The organism is Photorhabdus sp. RW14-46 (assembly GCF_963887965.1).
Taxonomy (GTDB): Bacteria; Pseudomonadota; Gammaproteobacteria; order Enterobacterales; family Enterobacteriaceae; genus Photorhabdus; species Photorhabdus laumondii.
In genome coordinates, this window is sequence record NZ_CAWPHH010000002.1 from 299,443 (window position 1) to 320,509 (window position 21,067).

General features: G+C 41.8%; 18 protein-coding genes. 5 read left to right on the forward strand and 13 right to left on the reverse strand.

The features are described from left to right. Window positions 1-63 precede the first annotated feature (63 nt). Genes ispH through ribF form a run of 5 tightly spaced genes read right to left on the reverse strand, consistent with a single transcriptional unit; the run spans window position 64 to window position 5,759 of the window. Window positions 64-1,017: a 4-hydroxy-3-methylbut-2-enyl diphosphate reductase gene (ispH, locus tag AACQ38_RS03120; protein WP_113025562.1), complete on the reverse strand. Its 954-nt coding sequence runs from the start codon at window positions 1,015-1,017 to the stop codon at window positions 64-66. After that, window positions 998-1,468 (reverse strand): FKBP-type peptidyl-prolyl cis-trans isomerase, encoded by a 471-nt coding sequence (gene fkpB / locus AACQ38_RS03125; protein WP_011144972.1) that lies wholly within the window; start codon window positions 1,466-1,468, stop codon window positions 998-1,000. Before fkpB ends, ispH begins: the two co-directional genes overlap by 20 nt. A 5-nt stretch (window positions 1,469-1,473) precedes the next feature. Then, entirely contained in the window at window positions 1,474-1,977 is a 504-nt protein-coding gene (gene lspA, locus AACQ38_RS03130) for a signal peptidase II (protein WP_165577383.1), read from the reverse strand. Then, on the reverse strand, window positions 1,977-4,790 hold the full coding sequence (ileS, locus tag AACQ38_RS03135) for an isoleucine--tRNA ligase (RefSeq protein ID WP_011144970.1): 2,814 nt from the start codon (window positions 4,788-4,790) through the stop codon (window positions 1,977-1,979). The genes lspA and ileS overlap by 1 nt, the downstream gene beginning before the upstream one ends. Before the next feature lie 24 nt (window positions 4,791-4,814). Next, window positions 4,815-5,759, reverse strand: coding sequence for a bifunctional riboflavin kinase/FAD synthetase (gene ribF / locus AACQ38_RS03140; RefSeq protein WP_011144969.1), 945 nt, complete (start codon window positions 5,757-5,759; stop codon window positions 4,815-4,817). Window positions 5,760-6,109: 350 nt separating this feature from the next. Here ribF and rpsT point away from each other — a divergent pair, with 350 nt between their 5' ends. Continuing rightward, entirely contained in the window at window positions 6,110-6,373 is a 264-nt protein-coding gene (gene rpsT, locus AACQ38_RS03145; RefSeq protein ID WP_011144968.1) for a 30S ribosomal protein S20, read from the forward strand. A gap of 70 nt (window positions 6,374-6,443) precedes the next feature. On the opposite strand, the gene nhaR is transcribed toward rpsT, so the two are convergent. The 5 genes from nhaR to AACQ38_RS03170 form a co-directional block, all read right to left on the reverse strand. Next, on the reverse strand, window positions 6,444-7,358 hold the full coding sequence (gene nhaR, locus AACQ38_RS03150; RefSeq protein ID WP_011144967.1) for a transcriptional activator NhaR: 915 nt from the start codon (window positions 7,356-7,358) through the stop codon (window positions 6,444-6,446). Between the two features lie 223 nt (window positions 7,359-7,581). Then, entirely contained in the window at window positions 7,582-8,748 is a 1,167-nt protein-coding gene (gene nhaA / locus AACQ38_RS03155; protein ID WP_011144966.1) for a Na+/H+ antiporter NhaA, read from the reverse strand. 248 nt (window positions 8,749-8,996) lie between these two features. After that, complete coding sequence (locus tag AACQ38_RS03160; protein WP_192880127.1) at window positions 8,997-9,305, reverse strand: hypothetical protein; 309 nt, start codon at window positions 9,303-9,305, stop codon at window positions 8,997-8,999. Window positions 9,306-9,343: 38 nt separating this feature from the next. Beyond that, window positions 9,344-9,505: a hypothetical protein gene (locus tag AACQ38_RS03165; protein ID WP_011144965.1), complete on the reverse strand. Its 162-nt coding sequence runs from the start codon at window positions 9,503-9,505 to the stop codon at window positions 9,344-9,346. Between the two features lie 359 nt (window positions 9,506-9,864). Beyond that, window positions 9,865-11,712: a beta-glucoside-specific PTS transporter subunit IIABC gene (locus tag AACQ38_RS03170; RefSeq protein ID WP_165577384.1), complete on the reverse strand. Its 1,848-nt coding sequence runs from the start codon at window positions 11,710-11,712 to the stop codon at window positions 9,865-9,867. A gap of 116 nt (window positions 11,713-11,828) precedes the next feature. Here AACQ38_RS03170 and AACQ38_RS03175 point away from each other — a divergent pair, with 116 nt between their 5' ends. Further along, a complete protein-coding gene (locus AACQ38_RS03175) occupies window positions 11,829-11,963 on the forward strand; it encodes a hypothetical protein (RefSeq protein WP_255562944.1) in 135 nt (44 codons plus the stop codon). Here the strand turns inward: AACQ38_RS03175 and AACQ38_RS03180 are convergent. Beyond that, the gene (locus tag AACQ38_RS03180; RefSeq protein WP_240002187.1) at window positions 11,942-12,880 is read right to left on the reverse strand and encodes a PRD domain-containing protein; all 939 of its coding nucleotides are present in this window, start codon (window positions 12,878-12,880) and stop codon (window positions 11,942-11,944) included. The two genes, AACQ38_RS03175 and AACQ38_RS03180, sit on opposite strands and share 22 nt — an antisense overlap. A 488-nt stretch (window positions 12,881-13,368) precedes the next feature. Between AACQ38_RS03180 and AACQ38_RS03185 the strand changes: the two genes are divergently transcribed. The 3 genes from AACQ38_RS03185 (at window position 13,369) to AACQ38_RS03195 (ending at window position 17,596) form a co-directional block, all read left to right on the forward strand. Beyond that, window positions 13,369-14,811 (forward strand): PTS transporter subunit EIIC, encoded by a 1,443-nt coding sequence (locus tag AACQ38_RS03185; RefSeq protein ID WP_165577385.1) that lies wholly within the window; start codon window positions 13,369-13,371, stop codon window positions 14,809-14,811. 75 nt (window positions 14,812-14,886) lie between these two features. Next, entirely contained in the window at window positions 14,887-16,308 is a 1,422-nt protein-coding gene (locus AACQ38_RS03190; RefSeq protein WP_109791309.1) for a glycoside hydrolase family 1 protein, read from the forward strand. Beyond that, window positions 16,292-17,596 (forward strand): carbohydrate porin, encoded by a 1,305-nt coding sequence (locus AACQ38_RS03195; RefSeq protein ID WP_165577386.1) that lies wholly within the window; start codon window positions 16,292-16,294, stop codon window positions 17,594-17,596. Before AACQ38_RS03190 ends, AACQ38_RS03195 begins: the two co-directional genes overlap by 17 nt. Before the next feature lie 96 nt (window positions 17,597-17,692). On the opposite strand, the gene dnaJ is transcribed toward AACQ38_RS03195, so the two are convergent. After that, complete coding sequence (dnaJ, locus tag AACQ38_RS03200; RefSeq protein ID WP_011144959.1) at window positions 17,693-18,811, reverse strand: molecular chaperone DnaJ; 1,119 nt, start codon at window positions 18,809-18,811, stop codon at window positions 17,693-17,695. 113 nt (window positions 18,812-18,924) lie between these two features. Beyond that, window positions 18,925-20,835 carry a molecular chaperone DnaK gene (gene dnaK / locus AACQ38_RS03205; RefSeq protein ID WP_011144958.1) on the reverse strand — a complete coding sequence of 637 codons (1,911 nt, stop codon included), beginning with the start codon at window positions 20,833-20,835 and terminating at the stop codon, window positions 18,925-18,927. Window positions 20,836-21,067: the final 232 nt, after the last annotated feature.

The window sequence follows — 21,067 nt, forward strand, 5'->3', positions numbered from 1 at the left end:
AATGTTTTAAATAAAGAGAAAATATACTGTTTTACTCGTACTTATCGTAATAATTTAGATTATTTATCTAATTTCTTTAACTTCAACACGTAACTCTTTTGGCACTTCAAATACAATATTTTCTTCTCTACCATGTAATTCTTGGACGGAATCAGCACCAAGAGATTTCAGGCGTTCAATAACTTGCTGAACTAAAATATCCGGTGCCGAAGCGCCCGCGGTTACGCCAACCAAAGAGATGCCAGTAATCCACTCTTCTTTAATATCCTCAGCAGAATCTATCAGGTAAGCAGGTTTACCAACCCGCTGAGCTAACTCAGCAAGGCGATTAGAGTTAGATGAATTCTTCGAACCTACAACCAAGACAACATCGGCGTCAGACGCCAGATCCCGTACCGCTTCCTGGCGGTTAGTCGTCGCATAGCAGATATCATCTTTACGGGGACCAACGATGTTTGGGAATCGTGCATTAAGTGCATCAATCACTTCTGAAGTATCATCAACAGATAATGTGGTTTGAGTCATAAAACACAAATTGTCTTCATCTTTGACTTTCAAGTTCCATACATCTGCCGGAGACTCAACCAGATACATTCCACCTTCCGCATTGTTGTACTGACCCATTGTACCTTCAACTTCGGGATGTCCAGCGTGACCAATCAGAATAGCTTCTTTGCCCTTGCGGCTAGCTCTTGCTACCTCCATATGGACTTTAGTCACTAGAGGGCAAGTCGCATCGAACAACATTGTCAAATTGCGAGAACGCGCTTCAGCACGAATAGCCTGTGAAACACCATGTGCCGAAAAAATCAGAATCGCATCATCCGGTACTTCTGAAATTTCTTCAATAAAGATAGCCCCCCGCTTGCGCAGGTTATCTACAACATAACGGTTATGCACCACTTCATGACGAACGTAGATCGGCGCACCATATAATTCCAGTGCGCGTTCTACAATACTGATAGCACGGTCAACACCAGCACAAAAACCGCGGGGGTTAGCCAGCAATATCTGCATGGTTTTCCTCCAATTGTGGATCAATTTCCACCACTTCAATTTCAAACGTGACGTTCTGATCAGCTAACGGGTGATTGAAATCAACAGTCACAGATTCCTCTGTTACCGCTTTGACTATGCCCGGCATTTCACTGCCATTCATTGCCGTAAATAACATTATAGTGCCAATTTCAGGAATACCCGTTGCGGCAAAATCACGCGGAGTAAAATATTGGATCAGATCAGGATTTGGTTTACCAAATACATTCTCACCCGCCAGAGTAAAGGTATGTTTATCTCCGTCTTTTAGCCCAGTGAGCTGCTGTTCCAAAGGTGAAGAAAGGGTTCCATCACCTAAACGAAATAATGCAGGTTTGCCCTGAGTGTAAGTGGAGTCGGCAATAGAGCCATCTTGCAGTTTTAAAATGAAGTGCAGTAAAACTGCACTATCCGCCTGCACCTGGTTTGACATATTACTTATCCCACTTTGATGGTCTTTTCATCCGGGCTTAGAAAGCTATCAATGATAACCAATCCCGCCCCGATACATATCGCCATATCGGCGATATTAAAAGTTGGAAAGTGCCAATCACCGACATAAAAATCAATAAAATCGATGACAAAGCCATGAACCAACCGGTCAAACAGATTACCCAGTGCTCCACCAATAATCAGGGCATAAGCGATATTACTCAGTTTCTTCTTTGCGCTGGCACGATACATCATCACCATCAGGACAACTGAAATAGCAACGGCAATGAATGCAAAGAACCAACGCTGCCAACCATCTTTCTCTGCAAGGAAACTGAAAGCCGCCCCAAAATTCTGGGCATAAGTCAGATTAAAATAAGGTATCAATGGAACGGATTCATACAGATGAAAGTTTTGCAACACTAACTGCTTACTCCCCAGATCCAAAATCAATACCACAACAACTAACCAAAGCCAGCGAAGGCCGGTGGAGCAAATGGGTTTATTCATCAGGCAAACTTACGCTCTTCGCCGTTACCGGCAACATTAGTTACACAGCGGCCACAAAGTTCTGCATGTTCCGCCACCAATCCCACATCTTTAGCGTAATGCCAGCAACGAGGACATTTTTCGCCATCCGCCTTGCGGAAAGCAATTTTCAGACTACCGATTTCGCTTTGTTGCGCATCTTCACCAGCCTGCTCATAATCTGCAACAACAACCTGAGATGTTAGCAGAACAAAACGCAATTCATCTCCGAGGCTATTCAGTTTGTCCGCCAATTCATTATCGGCGTACAGCGTCACCGCGGCTTCCAGTGAACTACGGATATGTTTGTCTGCGCGTGCCTGCTCCAGCACTTTGTTAACCTCACCACGCACAGCCAACAAATCAGCCCAGAAAGCATCGTTCATTAGTTCGCCTGCCGCCAGACCAAACAAACCGCCGTACCACTCTTCGGTAAATACATATTGAGCACGTTTGCCAGGCAACTCATTCCAAACTTCATCAGCAGTAAAGGAGAGGATAGGTGCCATCCAGCGAACCAATGCTTCCGCAATATGATACAGCGCGGTCTGACAACTGCGACGAGCCAAACTATCGCTCTTAGCAGTGTATTGACGGTCTTTAATGATATCGAGATAGAACGATCCCATCTCCACGGAACAAAATTGCATCATACGTTGAACAACAGTGTGGAAATCATATTTATCGTAACATTTGGCAATGTCCGCCTGTGCCGCTTGAGCACACCCCACAGCCCAACGATCCAGCACCGCCATCTCTTCTGGTTTAACGCTATGTTGTTCAGGATCGAAACCATTCAGGTTTGCCAACAAGAAACGCGCTGTGTTACGGATACGACGATATGCATCAGCAGAGCGTTTCAAGATCTCATCGGATACCGCAATTTCACCGGTATAATCGGTAGAAGCAACCCATAGACGCAGAATATCTGCCCCTAATTTATCCATGACATCCTGCGGACTGATGGTATTACCGATAGATTTAGACATCTTACGGCCCTGACCATCGACAGTGAAACCATGCGTTAACACCTGACGATAAGGTGCTTTACCTTTTATTGCCGTTGAGATCATCAGGGAAGACATAAACCAGCCACGGTGCTGATCTGAACCTTCAAGATAGATATCCGCAGCATTACCCTGGAATTCAGGGCGGGCATCAACCACCGATGCGTGAGTTGATCCCGAATCGAACCAAACATCCAACGTATCAAAAATTTTGACATAGTTAGCCGCATCATCACCTAACAGTTCGGCTGGCTCCAGATCCCACCACGCCTGAATACCGTCAACTTCAACACGTTTTGCAACTTCTTCCATCAATTCGATAGTACGTGGATGAAGCTCTTCCGTCTCTTTATGGACAAAAAGAGACATCGGCGTGCCCCAAGTACGTTGACGTGAAATACACCAGTCAGGACGGTTTTCAACCATTGCCTCAATACGGGCCTGACCCCAACCCGGTATCCACTGAACCCCTTTGATCTCTTGCAACGATTGTTTACGCAGACCATTTTGATCCATGCTGACAAACCACTGCGGCGTGGCGCGGAAAATGATAGGCGTCTTGTGACGCCAGCAGCAGGGATAACTATGCTGTAATTTTTCCAAATGCAACAATGCATTGTTTTCACTCAGGATATTCAGCACAACATCATTCGCCTTAAAGACAAACATGCCATCCAGAGAAGGATAAGTTCCGGGTAGATAACAACCATTAGGGCCAACCGGATTTGCAACTTCCAAACCATATTTCTGACCGAGGACAAAGTCGTCCGGGCCGTGACCTGGGGCCGTATGCACAGCACCGGTACCCGCATCCAAAGTCACGTGATCACCCAGTACTACCGGTGAATCAAAACCCATAAATGGATGTTTAAAGCGCAATAGCTCCAACGCGGAACCCGCACAATGCCCTAGCACTGTCCACGAAGTTATACCTGCACGCTGCATCACACTTTCTACCAAATCAGCAGCCAGGATCAGGCATTCACCCTCAATCTGCACTAATTGATAGTTAAATTCAGCATGCAAAGCGATTGCCCGGTTAGCCGGCAACGTCCACGGCGTGGTTGTCCAGATAACCAGAGAGACCGGTTGTTCTGGTGCCTGCACACCAAATTTCTCACAAACGGCAACTGCATCAACCGCATTAAAACGCACGTCAATTGATGGCGAAGTTTTGTCGTAATACTCAACTTCTGCTTCGGCCAGTGATGAACGACAATCAGTACACCAATGAACAGGCTTGGCACCTTTCAACAAATGACCATTAGCGATAATACGGCTCAATGCACGAATAATGTCGGCTTCGGTCTTAAAGTCCATCGTCAAATATGGCCGTTCCCAGTCACCTAATATGCCCAAACGGATAAAGTCTTTCTTCTGACCTTCAATTTGCTCTTTGGCATATTTGCGGCACTCGGCACGAAATTCAGCGGCGGAAAATTTTTCCCCCGGTTTACCAATAATCTGCTCAACCTTAAGCTCAATAGGCAAACCGTGGCAATCCCAACCAGGAATATACGGCGAATCATATCCCGCCATTCCTTTGGATTTAATAATAATATCTTTGAGAATCTTATTGACTGAGTGACCAATATGAATACTGCCATTCGCGTAAGGAGGGCCGTCATGCAGAATAAATGTTTTTTTACCGGCTTTTGCTTTACGAATTACCTGATACAACTCATCTTTGTACCAACGTTTTAACATATTTGGTTCGCGCTTTGCTAAATCTCCGCGCATTGGAAACCCTGTTTCTGGCAGATTCAGGGTGTTTTTATAGTCACTCATTCGATTCTCAATTCCAATTTTCCGCTAGATACATGACACAGGTAGCTGCTTAAAAAATTCCTTCGCAGCAACCAAATCATTCGCAATTTGCTGCTTGAGTGCATCAAGGGAAGCAAACCGCTGTTCATTACGCAATTTTTTACGTAACACCACATCAATATAACGCCCATAGAGATCCATTTGGGTATCAATTAGATGTACTTCAAGTTGTTGACCCTGACCAGAGACTGTTGGACGTGTACCAATATTGGCAACACCCGGTAAAGGCTGGTCTCCTAAACCATAAACTTCAACAACATAAACGCCGTGTACCGGAACCACTAATCGTTTTAACGGCAAATTTGCTGTTGGAAAACCAATAGTGCTCCCTAGTCGCTTACCATGAACGACCCGACCACAAATGCTGTATGGATGTCCCAATAATGTTTCGGCTAATACCAAATCATCATTTTGCAGTGCTTGACGGATAGCTGTACTGCTAATCCGTAAACCATCATCACAAAAACTTTCACTGCTGGTCACATCAAAGCCGTATGACTCACCGGCTCGCTGCAAAAAGGCAAAATCACCACTGCGAGATTGACCAAAACGAAAGTCGTCTCCTACAGCGAGAAACTTAACACCCAATTTTTCCACCAGCAACCGTGAAACAAAGGCTTCTGGCGTATTTGCCGCAAAATTTCTATCAAATTTCACACATAATAAATAATCCACTCCACATTGGGCGAGATATTTGGCTTTATCCCTCAATCTCGTCAGACGCGCAGGCGCATGACCCTTAGCAAAAAACTCCAAAGGTTGTGGCTCAAAAATCATGACCATTACTGGTAATCCCAGACGCTGCCCTTCGTGTTTTAAGTGTTTCAGTAGTGCCTGATGACCTCTGTGGACACCATCAAAATTACCAATCGTCAACACGCAACCGCGGTGACATGTCCGGATATTACGTATACCGCGAATTAGCTCCATAGCTGGCTCAATACCCTGGAAATTGCCAAATTATACCTTGTACAAAGCTCAAGGTTAACCCACCATCATAAGATGATTTAAATCAATAGCCCTGATTCATACAACAAAAACGAGCAGGAATCCCGAAAAATATTCATTTTATTTCTATCTGGACTATTCAATGAGATTTTTATTGTGAAAGACTGTATTCCCACTAAGTAAGCTGATAAAATCCTGCGCCATCACAACGAAACAAGTTGCCGCGGTACAACGGCGCTTATTTGCACAAATCCATTGACAAAAGAAGGTTGAACAGGCATATTCCTCGGCCTTTGAATTGTCCTTGATAGAATATATTTGGGAGTTGGACCTTGGCTAATATCAAATCAGCTAAGAAACGCGCCATACAGTCTGAAAAACGTCGTAAGCATAACGCTAGTCGTCGTTCTATGGTGCGTACCTTTATCAAGAAGGTATATGCTGCTATCGCTACTGGCGATAAAGAAGCTGCGCAGAAAGCATTTCATGACATGCAACCTATTGTTGATCGTCACGCCTGTAAGGGTCTGATCCACAAAAACAAAGCAGCACGTCATAAATCTAATCTGACGGCGCAAATCAACGCAATGCAATAATTTGCGTTTGGGTTACTGAAAAACCGGCCTGCGCCGGTTTTTTTGTGTTAACAGTGACTATCAATTATTTTTAAGTACGCTTCTTAGATAGCACATTAAACAACGCAGAAAAATCTTTATTACATACCCTTTGAACAGCCGGGTGTTGAATCATTCGTTCAGCAAAAATCACATAATACTCTTCCTGCACAGCATCTAACCGACCAATCTCGGCAATATCATTATCTATAAAAATATCATTGGTATACAAAGATGGCGCCACGAAAATCGCATTATGATACATACCAAACGCTTTCATTAACGCAGCATCATCAAACTCACCTAGTACTTCAACCTGAAGATTTTTATTACGTATCCAAGTCAACAACTTACGCCCCAACATAGAGCGACGCCCTGGAACCAATAAGCGACGTTCCTCCAAACACTCCGGGAAAGGTTTTTCCGGGATAGGTTGTCGGCAGAAGAAACTCACATCACATTCACCCAGTTTTACCGAGAACAACCCTTCCTGTTGGGAAGAATCCACCGGGCAATCAGACAATATCATATCGAGTTTGTGCTGGCTGAGTTGTTCCAGCAACAATTCATGGGTTGATTCAAAACAACGTAGATGAATCTGTTCATGTTCCACAACCGCCGTTTTCAATACCTGGCTAACCAGACGTTTGGACAGTGCATCAGCAACACCAACATCAAATAAAAGATTAGATTCACGGCTGTAGTTAACAATATCCAACATCTCCTGGCTCAGCATAAACATCTTATCCGCATAGCGGAAAATAAGCTGCCCTAGCTCTGATGGCACTAATCCCCTGCCCTGACGTTTGAACAGTTTCCCTCCCAGACGCTCCTCCAGCGCTTTTATCTGTCCTGTGATCGTTTGAGGTGTTAGATAAAGCGCTTCTGCCGCCCCAACCACAGATCCTTCCTTGCAAACATGCCAGAAATAATAGAGATGATTAAAATTCAGATGTGACACCCGCATACTTTTTTCCTTATGTATCGCCTTCGTCTGGTAGACAACGCCAGCCATACATTACTAATCCACCGTCTCCCGGTGATTTTCTGTTTTTCCACTACATAAAGCATCCGCGATACAATTCTAGTTGTTGTACCGCAAATACAAAAATGATGAGTCAGTCCAGAAATTTTCTCTAAAATGTAGAACTTCATTTGGCTAAATTAATGAATTTATCACCACTCTGCCATCACTTTTTCTTTGGTAAGACCATTCGTAACAAGCCATACCCCATAAACGCAGCGATGGTTGAACCCATCAGAATGCCAAGACGGGAATAGACACTGAAAGATTCATCCACCCCTTCAAAAGCCAATCCTGAAATAAAGATAGACATAGTAAAGCCAATTCCACAAAGAACAGAAACCGCAAATATCTGTTTAAGATTAATCTGCTGTGGCAATTTAGCAAATCCGATCTGAATAGAAATATAGCTAAAAAGAAAAATGCCCAAGGGTTTACCAAGAAACAGAGCCACAGCAATACCTAACGGCAATATATCGGTCAAACCATTTAACGTAACGCCATTCAGGGCTACACCTGCATTGGCAAATGCAAATAATGGCAAAATAAGATACGCCACCCAAGGATGCAAACCGTGCTCAAGTAATTCAGATGGTGAATGACCATTCTGGCCACGCAGAGGAATCAGAAAACCAACAATGACGCCGGCGAGTGTTGCATGAACACCCGATTTCAAGATGCAAACCCAAAGGATAGCGCCAACAGCCAAATAAGCCGATGTTTTTTCGACACCGCGCCAATTCATCCAAACCAGCAAAGCAATCATTGCCGCTGACAATCCAAGCGCCACAAGAGAAACCGTTTTGGTATAAAACAGAGCGATAATCACGATAACGCCCAGATCATCAATAATCGCAAGTGCCAACAAGAAAACCTTGAGTTCTGTTGGTACTCGCTTAGACAATAGCGCCATCACACCCAAGGCAAAAGCAATATCGGTTGCCGCAGGAATAGCCCAACCCTGACGGGTAAACTCATCATTGCCATTAAAGAGTAGATATATTAGTGCCGGAGCGACCATACCACCTATCGCCGCTATCACCGGAAATAGTGCCTTATCACGCCCTGCCAAAGAGCCTTCCAACAGTTCCCGTTTTACTTCCAAACCAACAATCAAAAAGAAGACCGCCATCAAGCCGTCATTAATCCACAACAACAAAGGCTTATTGATCTCCAGTGCAGCGAATTGTACTGCCACCGAAATATTAAGAAATTGCTGATAAATACCCTGTAATGGCGAGTTTGCCATTATCAACGCAATAATGGCAGTGATGATAAGAAGAAGCCCTCCAGCCGCTTCTAATTTCAGGAATTGACGAATAATTGCTGTCACGATGATTAACCTCTGAAACTGATCGGACTTAAATGGTACTCTAGCTATGGTTTCGAAAAAAATCGATTTTATGACCAGAATAATTCGCTATAACCGATCTATTGATGATCTACATCTCAATAAAATAGATTATCAATCAGAGGAAATCGTTAAGTGGAGCGTGCCTATTTATCTTACATTAGCACCAATTTCCCGCATCTTAGCCAAAATGCGGTTTAAATCATCTTATGATAGTGTTAACTGTGTTGCTATATATACCTGTTATCTTTCAAGTTGCCTCTTTGTTGGCTGCGCTCACTCACCCCGGTCACATAGTTACCTATGCTCCCGGGGATTCGCTCCCTTGCCGTCGCGATGCATCTTGAAATCCATAGGGTATAGAATAGAATGTGCAGAGAAATAACACGTGGTATTTTCCCACCCGTGTATTTTCTCCATTGATTGTTACCGGAAACTCCCGCTAAATCGGCCATTTGTTCTCCCGTGAAACCTAATTCTTCTTTGAGTTTAATGAGATCTTCTGTAGTAGGAGGAGAATAATTGCCGATCAGTCGCATAAGTATTCCAGAACAAAGCCCCTTACGGGGCCAATTAATTAAATGAATTTGAGCAATAGAGTTGTGATAGTCGCTACCGCACCAATAAGAGTAGAAGCAACAACAATCGGATACCATATCGCTTCACGATTTATCTTTGTCGTTTCTGCCATTAATTTTGCTATTTCAGCGTGGATTTTTTCGAATTCAGCAGTAGTCATTTCAGTAGTGCTCGTCGTTCTTCCTTTTTAGGGATGTCAGGCTGCGGCCATTCCGCTACCTTATATTATTACACAATAAAAAGTAGCCCTTTTAGGGTTAATTGTCAATGTAGATCGTTTAATTTTTCACCTCAAAATATGAGTATTCAATATGACTTAATATTATGAAAAATATATTTTTTCAGAATTTATATAGCTAGATAATTTCTAAGAATTCGACAGAAAAGATAAAATAAGACAATAATAACGAGAAAACAGCATGAATAATTAACAGGTATTAAAACTGGTCATATCGCAATCTTTAAATAAAAAAAGCATTAAGAATATTATCAACATACACTAATTACTTGGAAAACAAATCAACATCGATTAATAACCAACAAATCATCTTTACATCCAATAACTCTTCTTCTTTTAGTCGGCATTATTGAGTAATATTCCTCACTATTAGTGACGATAATTGGCGATATAATCTGAATTTTATTCTCTTGAAGAAATTCCAGATCAAAATTAACTAATACCTCACCGGCAACCACTCTCTGCCCTTCTATAATTTGTAAATTAAATCCTGCGCCTTGCAAACCTACCGTTTCAATACCAATATGAATTAATAACTCTACTCCTTGATCGGAAATTAAACCAATAGCATGTCCAGTCGGAGTAATCATTGAAACCTTGCCATTAAAAGGCGATTTAACCACACCTTCGGTAGGAATAATAGCAATACCATCACCAATAATTTTTTCAGAAAAAGTATCATCAGGTACTCTTGAGAGAGATTCTGTTGTGCCGGTCATCGGAGAACGTAATATGATTTTCTTCTTTTTTGAAAAGCGTGGCTTTATTAATACTATAGAATCAACATTAGATTCTAATTTCATTAATAAAGTGGATATAAATGCCACTAAGAAACTACTAAAAATGCCAAGCAAAATAAAAATAAAGTTATTGCTATCTTTTTGTATATAAAAAGGTAATGACACCAAGCCCGGTACACTAAAAGCAAATATTTTCACAGAGAAAATACCTATAATAGCGCCACCAACGGCTCCACCCATTAATGCAGCATAAAAAGGTTTTCTTAATTTAAGCGTAACGCCATACATTGCAGGTTCAGTTACACCTAAAAAAGCAGAGAATGAAGATGAATAAGCTAATGATTTCATTTGCCTATCTTTAATTTTAATTGCGACGGCTAATGTCGCACCAGCTTGTGCAATATTACTCGCAAAACTGATAGGTAATAACATAAAATCGTATCCAAGAGACTTAAAGTTAGCAAAAACACTTGGCAAAAAGGCATAATGCATCCCAGTAATAACTAAAATAGGTATCAATCCACCTAACAATAATCCCGCAAACGGTCCAGCCACGGAAAATAATATTAAAAGCCACTTTTCAAGATACAAACCAATTGTATTTCCCAACGGTGCAGCAATAATCAATAAAATAGGTGCAGAAATTAATAAGACCAATAATGGTGTAAGTATTATTTTCAATACCGTTGGAATAAACCTATCTACCCATCGATGAATATAACTGAGCAACCAAACCCCTAAAATAATTGGAATGGCAGTATAACTATAATGATTAGCGGGAATAGTAATACCAAATACACTAAAATATCCGCCACCAGAACTGCTCACAAGATGAGATAATGTTGGATAAATTAAAATACACGCTAATGTGGCTGCAATAAATTCATTTGTTTTAAATTTTCTTGCCGCTGAAAAAGCCAAAAGAATAGGCAAAAAATAGAGAGGTGTATCAGAAAGAATATATAATAACTTATACTCATTACTCTGCTCTGAAACCCAATCCATCATATAGAAAAAAATTAACCCGCCTTTAAGTAAACCCGCCCCTACAATTACCGGCAATACGGGAACAAATATGCCTGAAATGACGTCAAGAATATGACTAATGAAACCCTTTTTTAGACCATAATGATTTCCTTCATTTTCTTTTAACTGCTTAATTATTTCACTAAATATTTCAACAACTCTATTACCAATAATTATTTGTAATTGCCCGCTGTGAAAATGCGCCCCAATAACCCCCTGCATTTTTCTAATCGCAACAATATCTACTTTACTATCATCTATAATATTAAAACGCAATCTGGTAACACAATGCCAACTTTTATTTATATTTTCTTGTCCGCCAGTAAATATAATGATCTCTTTTGCAAAATCTTCATCTCTCATTTTATCCTCCACCTCTAATCTATTACCTGAAAAAAACCTAAATCACATATACCCTATGGATTTCAAGATGCATCGCGACGGCAAGGGAGCGAATCCCCGGGAGCATAGATAACTATGTGACCGGGGTGAGTGAGTGCAGCCAACAAAGAGACAACTTGAAAGATAACGGGTATAAATATACTCACCTAATACCATTAGCAATTGACACTTATTTTGACGCTCCACTTACTTATAATTCCCTGCTCTTATAACTATCATTAACCACCCGTTCTATATGAATGACTAAATAAATCAATTCATCATCGGGCACTTTCCATTGATATTTCTCCCTCAGATATTTAATTAGCTTAACTGCACAGTTGTAGCTTTTGAAATACTTTTCTTCTATCAACTCTTGCAGAGAAAAATCCATCTCAATCGCAGAAGAATGCTCATTTTTATTTTGTCTAATCAGGAAATAGCGCAAATGGGTAATAAAACGAGAGTAATTTACCGAGGTTGTATCAAGGTTAACATGAAAATAGTAGTGAATGAGCTTAACCGTTTTATTAATCAAATTCGTTAATTTTAATGTATCTCCCATCGTTTGCCCTTCATATTGAGCATTGACAAAATGCAAGGCAATCAATGAGGCTTCTATCGGCGGTAATGGTTTTTCAATCTGGCCATTAATATAGATAAGTGCCTGTTTACCGACTTCATATTCCAACGGGTAAAGATGAGGGATCTCCCATTGTAAGACATTACCAATCTGATATCCTTTACTCACACGCTCAAATGCAAAGTTTAAATGCTCTGACAAAGTAATGAGTAATGAATCGTTGAGAGATTTGCCAAGAAGATCTTTCCCTAATGCGATAATTTTCTCGGTTAGCTCTATAACTGAGACTGGAATAGTCGCAATAATTTGATTAATTCTATCGTTCTTTTCAACAGTGAAAACTTTCGCAACATCTTGAACATTCAGCCTATCGCCTTTTTTTCTATTAAAACCTATGCCCTTATCCATTAGAATAACTTCATTATTATTCTCATCAATGGCAAGAACGACATTATTATTTATGAGTTTTACTATCGTTAACAAAAGAGATACCTTACAGGATAAACTATTATATCCGTCATCTTTCAAGTTGCCTCTTTGTTGGCTGCACTCGCTCACCCCGGTCACATAGTTATCTATGCTCCCGGGGATTCACTCCCTTGCCGTCGCGATGCATCTTGAAATCTTTAGGGTATATATGCTCCAACCTAAGCCTATAAAATAGGTGAAATATATTTGTGACCTGGTTGTGCCTGATCTTATCAGTAACACTCCTGTACACTATATTCATTATGTTATCTTTCAGGCTAAGGCATTATTTTTACAAAGTCAACGGCACAGCAACATACCCAACTTACCCAAGGTATTTATGATAAGTATCACATTTTTACCAAAATTATATTTAATGACTTGCAAGTATCACAAGGAATAACTAGCTTTTAACCAACTGATATAGGCTTGTTACCGACTTAGTTGCGACTGACGTCGGGCAAAACCTAATCCATCACGTCACGATCCCCTTATTCCAGGGCGATTATAGATGATGGGTTAGGTTTTTTTTTGCCTTAAATTCGGTCTTTCGCTGTTTTCAGCGTATTAAATGAAGGGGAAGTCTAATGAGATACGAAAGTCTGGCAAAGAAAATAGTCAGCGCAATAGGTGGGAAAGAGAATATATCTAGCCTGGTCCATTGCGCTACTCGTTTACGATTTAAACTTAAAGATAGCAGTCTGGCCAATAGCGAATTACTCAAACAGACTAAGGGAATTATTACCGTAGTAGAGAGTGGTGGGCAATATCAGGTCGTCATCGGTAGTCACGTAGGGGATGTTTACGACGATATTAATAGATACTTACAAGATAATACAGAAAAAACCGAAGTTAAACAAAGTGTAACGTCACCGCAAGGGATAAAACAAGATAATGCAAAAGGTTTAAAACGTATTCTTGATGCCACCATTGATATCATTTCCAGTATTTTTACCCCGCTATTAGGTGTATTGGTCGCCGCCGGATTAATTAAAGGTATTCTCGCTTTATCCGACGTGTTCAATTGGATGAGCATAGACAGCGGGACCTATAAAATTTTATACGCTACCGGCGATGCCATGCTCTATTTCATGCCTATTTTATTAGGATATACCGCAGGTAAACGGTTCGGAGGCAACCCTTTTATTACTATGGTGATCGGAGCCGCCTTAACCTATCCCACCATGACCGAGGCATTTAAACTTTCGCAAACGACCCCTGCTGTTCACCTCAATTTCCTTGGCATTCCTGTCTATTTCATTAATTATAGCTCAACCATTATTCCCATTATCTTATCAGCATGGTTTAGCTGCTTGCTGGAAAAGAAGTTTAATAGCTGGTTTCATTCCTCCGTCAAACTGTTTGCCACACCTTTCCTGTGCCTGTTAATTACCGTTCCTTTAACTTTTCTAGTTATTGGCCCTGTAGCAACAGAGCTTAGTAATGGCCTGGCTGCCGGATATCTCTTCTTCTATCAATTAAACCCAGTCATTGCCGGACTCCTGATGGGCGCATTGTGGCAAGTTTGTGTTATTTTCGGTCTGCATTGGGGACTTATCCCAATAATGATCAATAACATGATGACCCAGAAAAAAGATATGCTCTCCCCACTGCTCCAGCCAGCAATATTTGGTCAAGCAGGTGCAACTCTGGGGGTATTTTTACGTACACGTGATAAGAATATGAAAACATTATCAGGTACTGCACTGATATCAAGTCTCTTTGGCATCACTGAACCTGCTATTTACGGTGTGACATTACCACTAAAACGCCCATTTATTATCGGTTGTATTGGTGGGGCGCTTGGCGGAGCAATTGTCGGCTTCTATTCAGGAACAGCATATAACGTTGGCGGCATGGGTATCTTTGCGTTCACCTCATTTATTTCTCCCACCGGCATAGATAGTGCTTTCTGGAGTGTCATATTAGGTTCGTTAGGTTCATTTATCTTTTCTTGTATCGCAACCTATTTATTCGGTTTACCATCAGAAGTAAAAGTTTCACCAATAACATCCGGTACAAAAAATTAATTTAAACTCTGAGAGGATGAATCATATTAAGAGGATATCTTCCAAGTTTAACGAGCAATTAACAAGAGGAAAATCATGAAAAAACAATTTCCAAATAACTTCCTTTGGGGAGGAGCGCTGGCGGCAAATCAGGTTGAAGGAGCCCATCAAATAGATGGAAAAGGGTTATCAACCTCAGATATGCAACCCCACGGCGTCATTGGTCACAGCATAGAACGCAATTTAGGTGATTTTCATATTAAGGATATTGGTATCGATTTTTATCATCGTTATCCTGAGGATATTGCGCTATTTGCTGAAATGGGATTTAAATGCCTGAGAACCTCCATCGCCTGGACACGTATATTCCCTGAGGGAGATGAAGAAATACCGAACGAAAACGGCCTGGCTTTTTATGATCGCCTGTTTGACGAAATGATAAAATATAATATTCAACCACTCATTACGCTTTCTCATTTTGAAATGCCTTATGGCTTAGTAAAAAAATATGGTGGTTGGGGAAATCGGAAAACAATTGCATTTTTTGACCATTATGCCAGAACTGTTTTTGAACGTTACCAGCATAAAGTAAAATATTGGCTGACATTCAATGAAATTAATATGTCTTTATTCTCCTGTTTTACCAGTGCAGGATTACCAGAAAACAGTAAAATTCAAGATATTTATCAGGCACTACATTATCAATTAGTTGCCAGTGCCAACGCAGTTAAAGCCTGCCATGAAATTATTCCTGATGCAAAAATAGGTAATATGGTGGCAGCGGCCCCTTATTATCCATTAACTTGTCATCCCGATGATATATTAGAATCATTGAAAAAGAATCGTGAATGGCTATTCTTCTTTGATGTACAAGCTCGTGGATATTATCCATCTTATATGACCCGTCTATTTAAAGAAAAAAATATCACACTTGATATCACAGATGAAGATAAAATAGCACTCAAAGAAACGGTTGATTTCCTCTCTTTCAGTTACTACATGAGTAGCTGCGCAACAACAAACCTTGAGATTATCAAGACCTCGGGGAATATCATTAATCCGGTGAAAAATCCTTATCTGTCCAGCTCAGAATGGGGATGGCAAATCGATCCTAAAGGCATTCGCTATCTTCTCAATATGCTATATGACCGTTACCAAAAACCCCTGTTTATTGTAGAAAACGGTTTGGGCGCCAGAGATGTTATTCAAGACGATGGCTCTATTATTGATGATTATCGTATTAAATATCTTAACGATCATTTATTTCAAATACGGGAAGCCATTGAAGATGGAGTTCAGTTATTAGGATATACCTCATGGGGGCCAATAGATTTGGTCAGCGCTTCTACCGCAGAAATGTCAAAACGGTATGGGTTTATTTATGTTGATCGTGATGACCAAGGCAATGGAACGTTAGAACGGCGGCGTAAAAAAAGTTTTAATTGGTATAAAGCGGTGATCAGCAGTCACGGTAATACCCTTCAAGCCCCGGAGGTAGAAAATGAAAATAACCAATAAATTTCTTTTACTCACGATTCCACTTATTTTGCTTTATAACAATGTCACTGTAGCAGCGGAAAATAACTGCCACTCGTATGATACCCTTTTACCAAGAGGACCAGAAACACCTTCGGTTTCATCTGCATGCGATACAGTATTTCCTGAATGGGGCGGCCTTAGAAAAGAGATGGCAGATCGTGGCTTTTATGCAAATTTTCAACTACTTACTAATCTAACCTACGATATATCAAGAAGCTGGAAAAATACGCCTAGTCCCAATTATATGGGACAGCGCTTAACTACCGGTAATATCGCCGCGACAGAACTCACTTATGATTTATCACGGATTGGTTTCACTGATAAAGCACAACTGCGTTTAGGTTTAACCTATGCTTATAATAACTTCAAAAATAATGGTCAAGATGGACATCCTTTTGTCTCAGCCTTTTCCATTAATCAACCCTTATTGAATGATCGAGTCATATTAAATTATGGCTATACGACACTACTCTCCCATTTTTATGGCTTATTTTTGGGTAGCAGTACAGCATCATCAGCGCTAGGGCCAACCAGTGTGATGTTGTCCCAAGCTGGACTAACCATTAGCAAACCAAGTCCATCAATAGATATTCGGTTTTTATCGGAAAATAAACGTTGGTATGACCACATTGGCGTTGCCAGAAGTCAAAGCTCAGAAGGTTTAAAAACCGATTCAAAATATAATACCTATGGTCTGCGCTGGAAACTTCCCAGTGCAGGAACCTTAGTCATCAACGAATTAGGTTATCGTGTTAATGCCAATGAAACGGAAAATATGATCTGGCTTCGGGGTGGATCGGTGTTCAATAAAACCCCTTATTTTAACTATAACAATTCAGAGTATGAAAATTACACTTACTCTCATTATATCGCCGCTACCCACCAAATAACCAAGCCGGATATGTCAATGCCTTTCCGTGGCTGGTATATTGACGGTAAAGCCAACTATGCGCCAAAGGATCGTAACCTGTTTAATGCCGACATTTCATTATCACTGTTCAGCATTGGTCCATTTGATTCGCGTCCAAACGATATGGTTACTTTTGGTCTGGCCTATAATAAGTTCAGCGACGATGCAAAAAATTATTTTGCTCGCAATGGTCAACTTGCTGAAAGTTATAGTGCAACCGCTTCTGTAGCGTATAGCTATCGTGTTTACAACGGCATCTATTGGACTAATAGCTTATCGTATACTCATCACCCATCAGTGACACCAAAAGAGGATGATGCCTATAATTTGCTCACACAAATTACGTTTAGTTTATAATTCTTAACCAAAACAAAAAGTCCTCATCTAAAACGAGGACTTTTTACCCATAATTCGAGCTTTATTTAACAATCCAGCTCTATTATGTGAAGATATTTACTTGGTCAAATCATCAAAAAATTTCTTTACGCCATCGAAGAAACTTTTAGAACGTGGGCTATTCGTTTCTTCGCCGGCCCCACCGAAAGATTCACCCAATTCGCGCAGTAATTCTTTCTGTCTTTCATTTAATTTAACCGGCGTTTCTACCACTACCCGGCACAATAAATCACCCTGAACACCACCGCGGACAGATTTAACACCTTTGCCTTTCATGCGGAACATTTTACCTGTCTGGGTTTCCGCAGGTATTTTCAATTTCACACGACCATCGAGAGTTGGAACTTCGATTTCTCCACCCAGTGCCGCCATTGCAAAGTTAACCGGCACTTCACAATAGAGATTACTTTCTTGACGCTCAAAAATATGGTGTGATTTCACCTGTACCTGGACATACAAATCACCTGCGGGTGCGCCTTTAGCCCCCGCTTCACCCTCACCACTCAAACGAACACGGTCACCGGTATCCACACCCGCCGGGATTTTGACAGACAGGGTTTTGTATCTTTCAACTCGCCCATGACCATGACATTTATGGCAAGAATCTTTGATAATCTGACCACGGCCATGACAGTGTGGGCAAGGTTGCTGAACGGTGAAAAATCCCTGACGCATATGAACCTGACCAGCACCTTGACAGGTTGAACAGGTTACAGGGCTGGTTCCTGCTTTAGCGCCGCTACCATGACAGATATCACAAGTTTCCAGTGTCGGGATACGGATCTCTTTGGTCACACCACGAACCGCTTCTTCCAGCGTCAACTCCATACTGTAACGCAAATCAGCACCGCGGCTTGGACGCTGTTGACGACGACCACCACCGAAAATATCACCGAAAACGTCACCAAAGATATCGCTAAAATCAGCTCCGCCGCCGCCCATGCCGCCTTGTTCAAAAGCAGCATGACCATATTGATCATAAGCAGCCCGTTTCTGGTCATCCGTCAGAATTTCATAAGCTTCTTTAACTTCTTTGAATTGGCTTTCTGCCTCTTTATCGCCCTGATTACGATCAGGATGATATTTCATCGCCAGCCGCTTATAGGCTTTTTTAATCTCTTTTTCGCTCGCTGTTTTGGAAACCCCCAAAACCTCGTAATAATCTCTTTTCGCCATCTCTTATTTTACCCTTAACATGCGCGCACGGGCGCAGAGTTCCCTCAACGCCCGTGCCGGTTAATCAGCAACAGTTATCATCATCTAACTGTCACCGCGCCCGCTAAGGGCTATTATTTTTTATCTTTAACTTCTTCGAATTCAGCGTCTACAACATCGTCATCTTTCTTCGCACTGTCACCAGCATCTGCGGTTGCACCAGCCTGAGCCTGCTGCTGAGCAATTTCCAACAGCTTAGCGGAAGCCTGAACCAAAGCCTGAATTTTCGCTTCGATATCCGCTTTATCTTCGCCTTTAGCAACTTTTTCCAACTCAGCTACAGCGCTTTCAATCGCGGTTTTATCTTCTGCTGGCAGCTTGTCACCCGCTTCTTCCACTTGCTTACGCGTGCCGTGAACCAGTTGATCTGCCTGGTTACGAACTTGTACCAACTCTTCAAACTTACGATCAGATTCCGCGTTCGCTTCTGCATCACGAACCATCCGTTGAATTTCTTCCTCATTCAGACCGGAAGAAGCCTTGATAGTGATCTGCTGTTCGCGGCCACTATTTTTGTCTTTAGCGGACACATGCAGAATACCGTCAGCATCGATGTCAAAAGTCACGTCAATCTGAGGCATACCACGAGGTGCTGCCTGAATACCATCCAAATTGAACTGGCCCAAAGATTTGTTATCACCGGCACGTTTACGCTCACCCTGCAACACATGGATAGTTACCGCAGACTGATTGTCTTCCGCCGTAGAGAACACCTGGCTGTGTTTGGTTGGGATCGTGGTGTTTTTCACAATGAGGGAAGTCATAACGCCACCCATTGTTTCGATACCCAGAGACAGTGGTGTAACATCCAGCAACAAGACATCTTTCACATCACCGGCCAGAACACCGCCCTGTACCGCAGCACCCATTGCTACCGCTTCGTCAGGGTTCACATCTTTACGTGGCTCTTTACCGAAGAAGTCAGCAACCACTTTCTGTACCATTGGCATACGGGTCTGACCGCCCACCAGAATGACATCGTTCACATCAGAAACTGACAGGCCGGCATCTTGCAATGCGACTCGTACAGGCTCCATAGAACGTTTAACCAGATCTTCTACCAGTGATTCCAGTTTCGCACGGGTCACTTTGATGTTCATGTGCTTAGGACCAGTTGCATCTGCGGTGATATATGGCAGGTTAACATCGGTCTGTTGTGCAGAAGAAAGCTCAATTTTTGCTTTTTCCGCGGCTTCTTTCAGACGTTGCATTGCCAATGGGTCATTACGCAGATCAATGCCCTGATCTTTCTTAAATTCGTCAACCAGATAGTTGATCATACGGCTGTCGAAGTCTTCACCGCCCAAGTGAGTATCACCGTTGGTTGCCAGCACTTCATAGGTTTTTTCGCCGTCAACTTCATCGATTTCGATAATCGAAATATCGAAAGTACCACCACCAAGGTCATAAACCGCGATAGTACGGTTACCTACTTCTCTGTCCAAGCCATAAGCCAGTGCAGCAGCGGTTGGCTCGTTGATAATACGTTTTACTTCCAGACCTGCGATACGGCCAGCATCTTTGGTTGCTTGACGCTGAGCATCGTTAAAATAGGCAGGTACGGTGATTACCGCTTCAGTCACTGGCTCACCCAGATAATCTTCTGCCGTTTTCTTCATTTTCTTCAAAACTTCAGCAGAAACCTGAGGAGGAGCCATCTTCTGGTCTTTCACTTCCAGCCATGCGTCGCCATTATCTGCCGCAATAATTTTGTATGGCATGATAGCGACATCGCGTTGCGCTTCTTCGTCTTGGAAACGACGGCCGATCAGACGCTTAATAGCAAACAATGTATTTTGCGGGTTAGTAACAGCCTGACGTTTAGCCGGTTGACCAACCAGAGTCTCTCCATCCTGGGTATAAGCAATGATGGAAGGCGTTGTGCGATCACCTTCGCTGTTTTCCAGCACACGAGCTGTCGTGCCATCCATAATAGCTACACAAGAGTTGGTAGTTCCCAGGTCGATACCAATAATTTTACCCATCTAAACGCCTCCAAAGAAATTCGTAATCAATCAAGTTGCTAACCAATATGAGGATAACTCTCTGCTTTTCAATGGCACCTATTTTTATGCCTCTACGCGATTCCTCACCCTTGCTTATATACACTGACTGTATTAGAGCAGCGATTAGCAACTGCGGTTGATTATAAGATGGGGTCGTTAAAACTATCATCAAGGGGGGATGCGAAAAAAAACCTTTTTATTATTTCAAAGG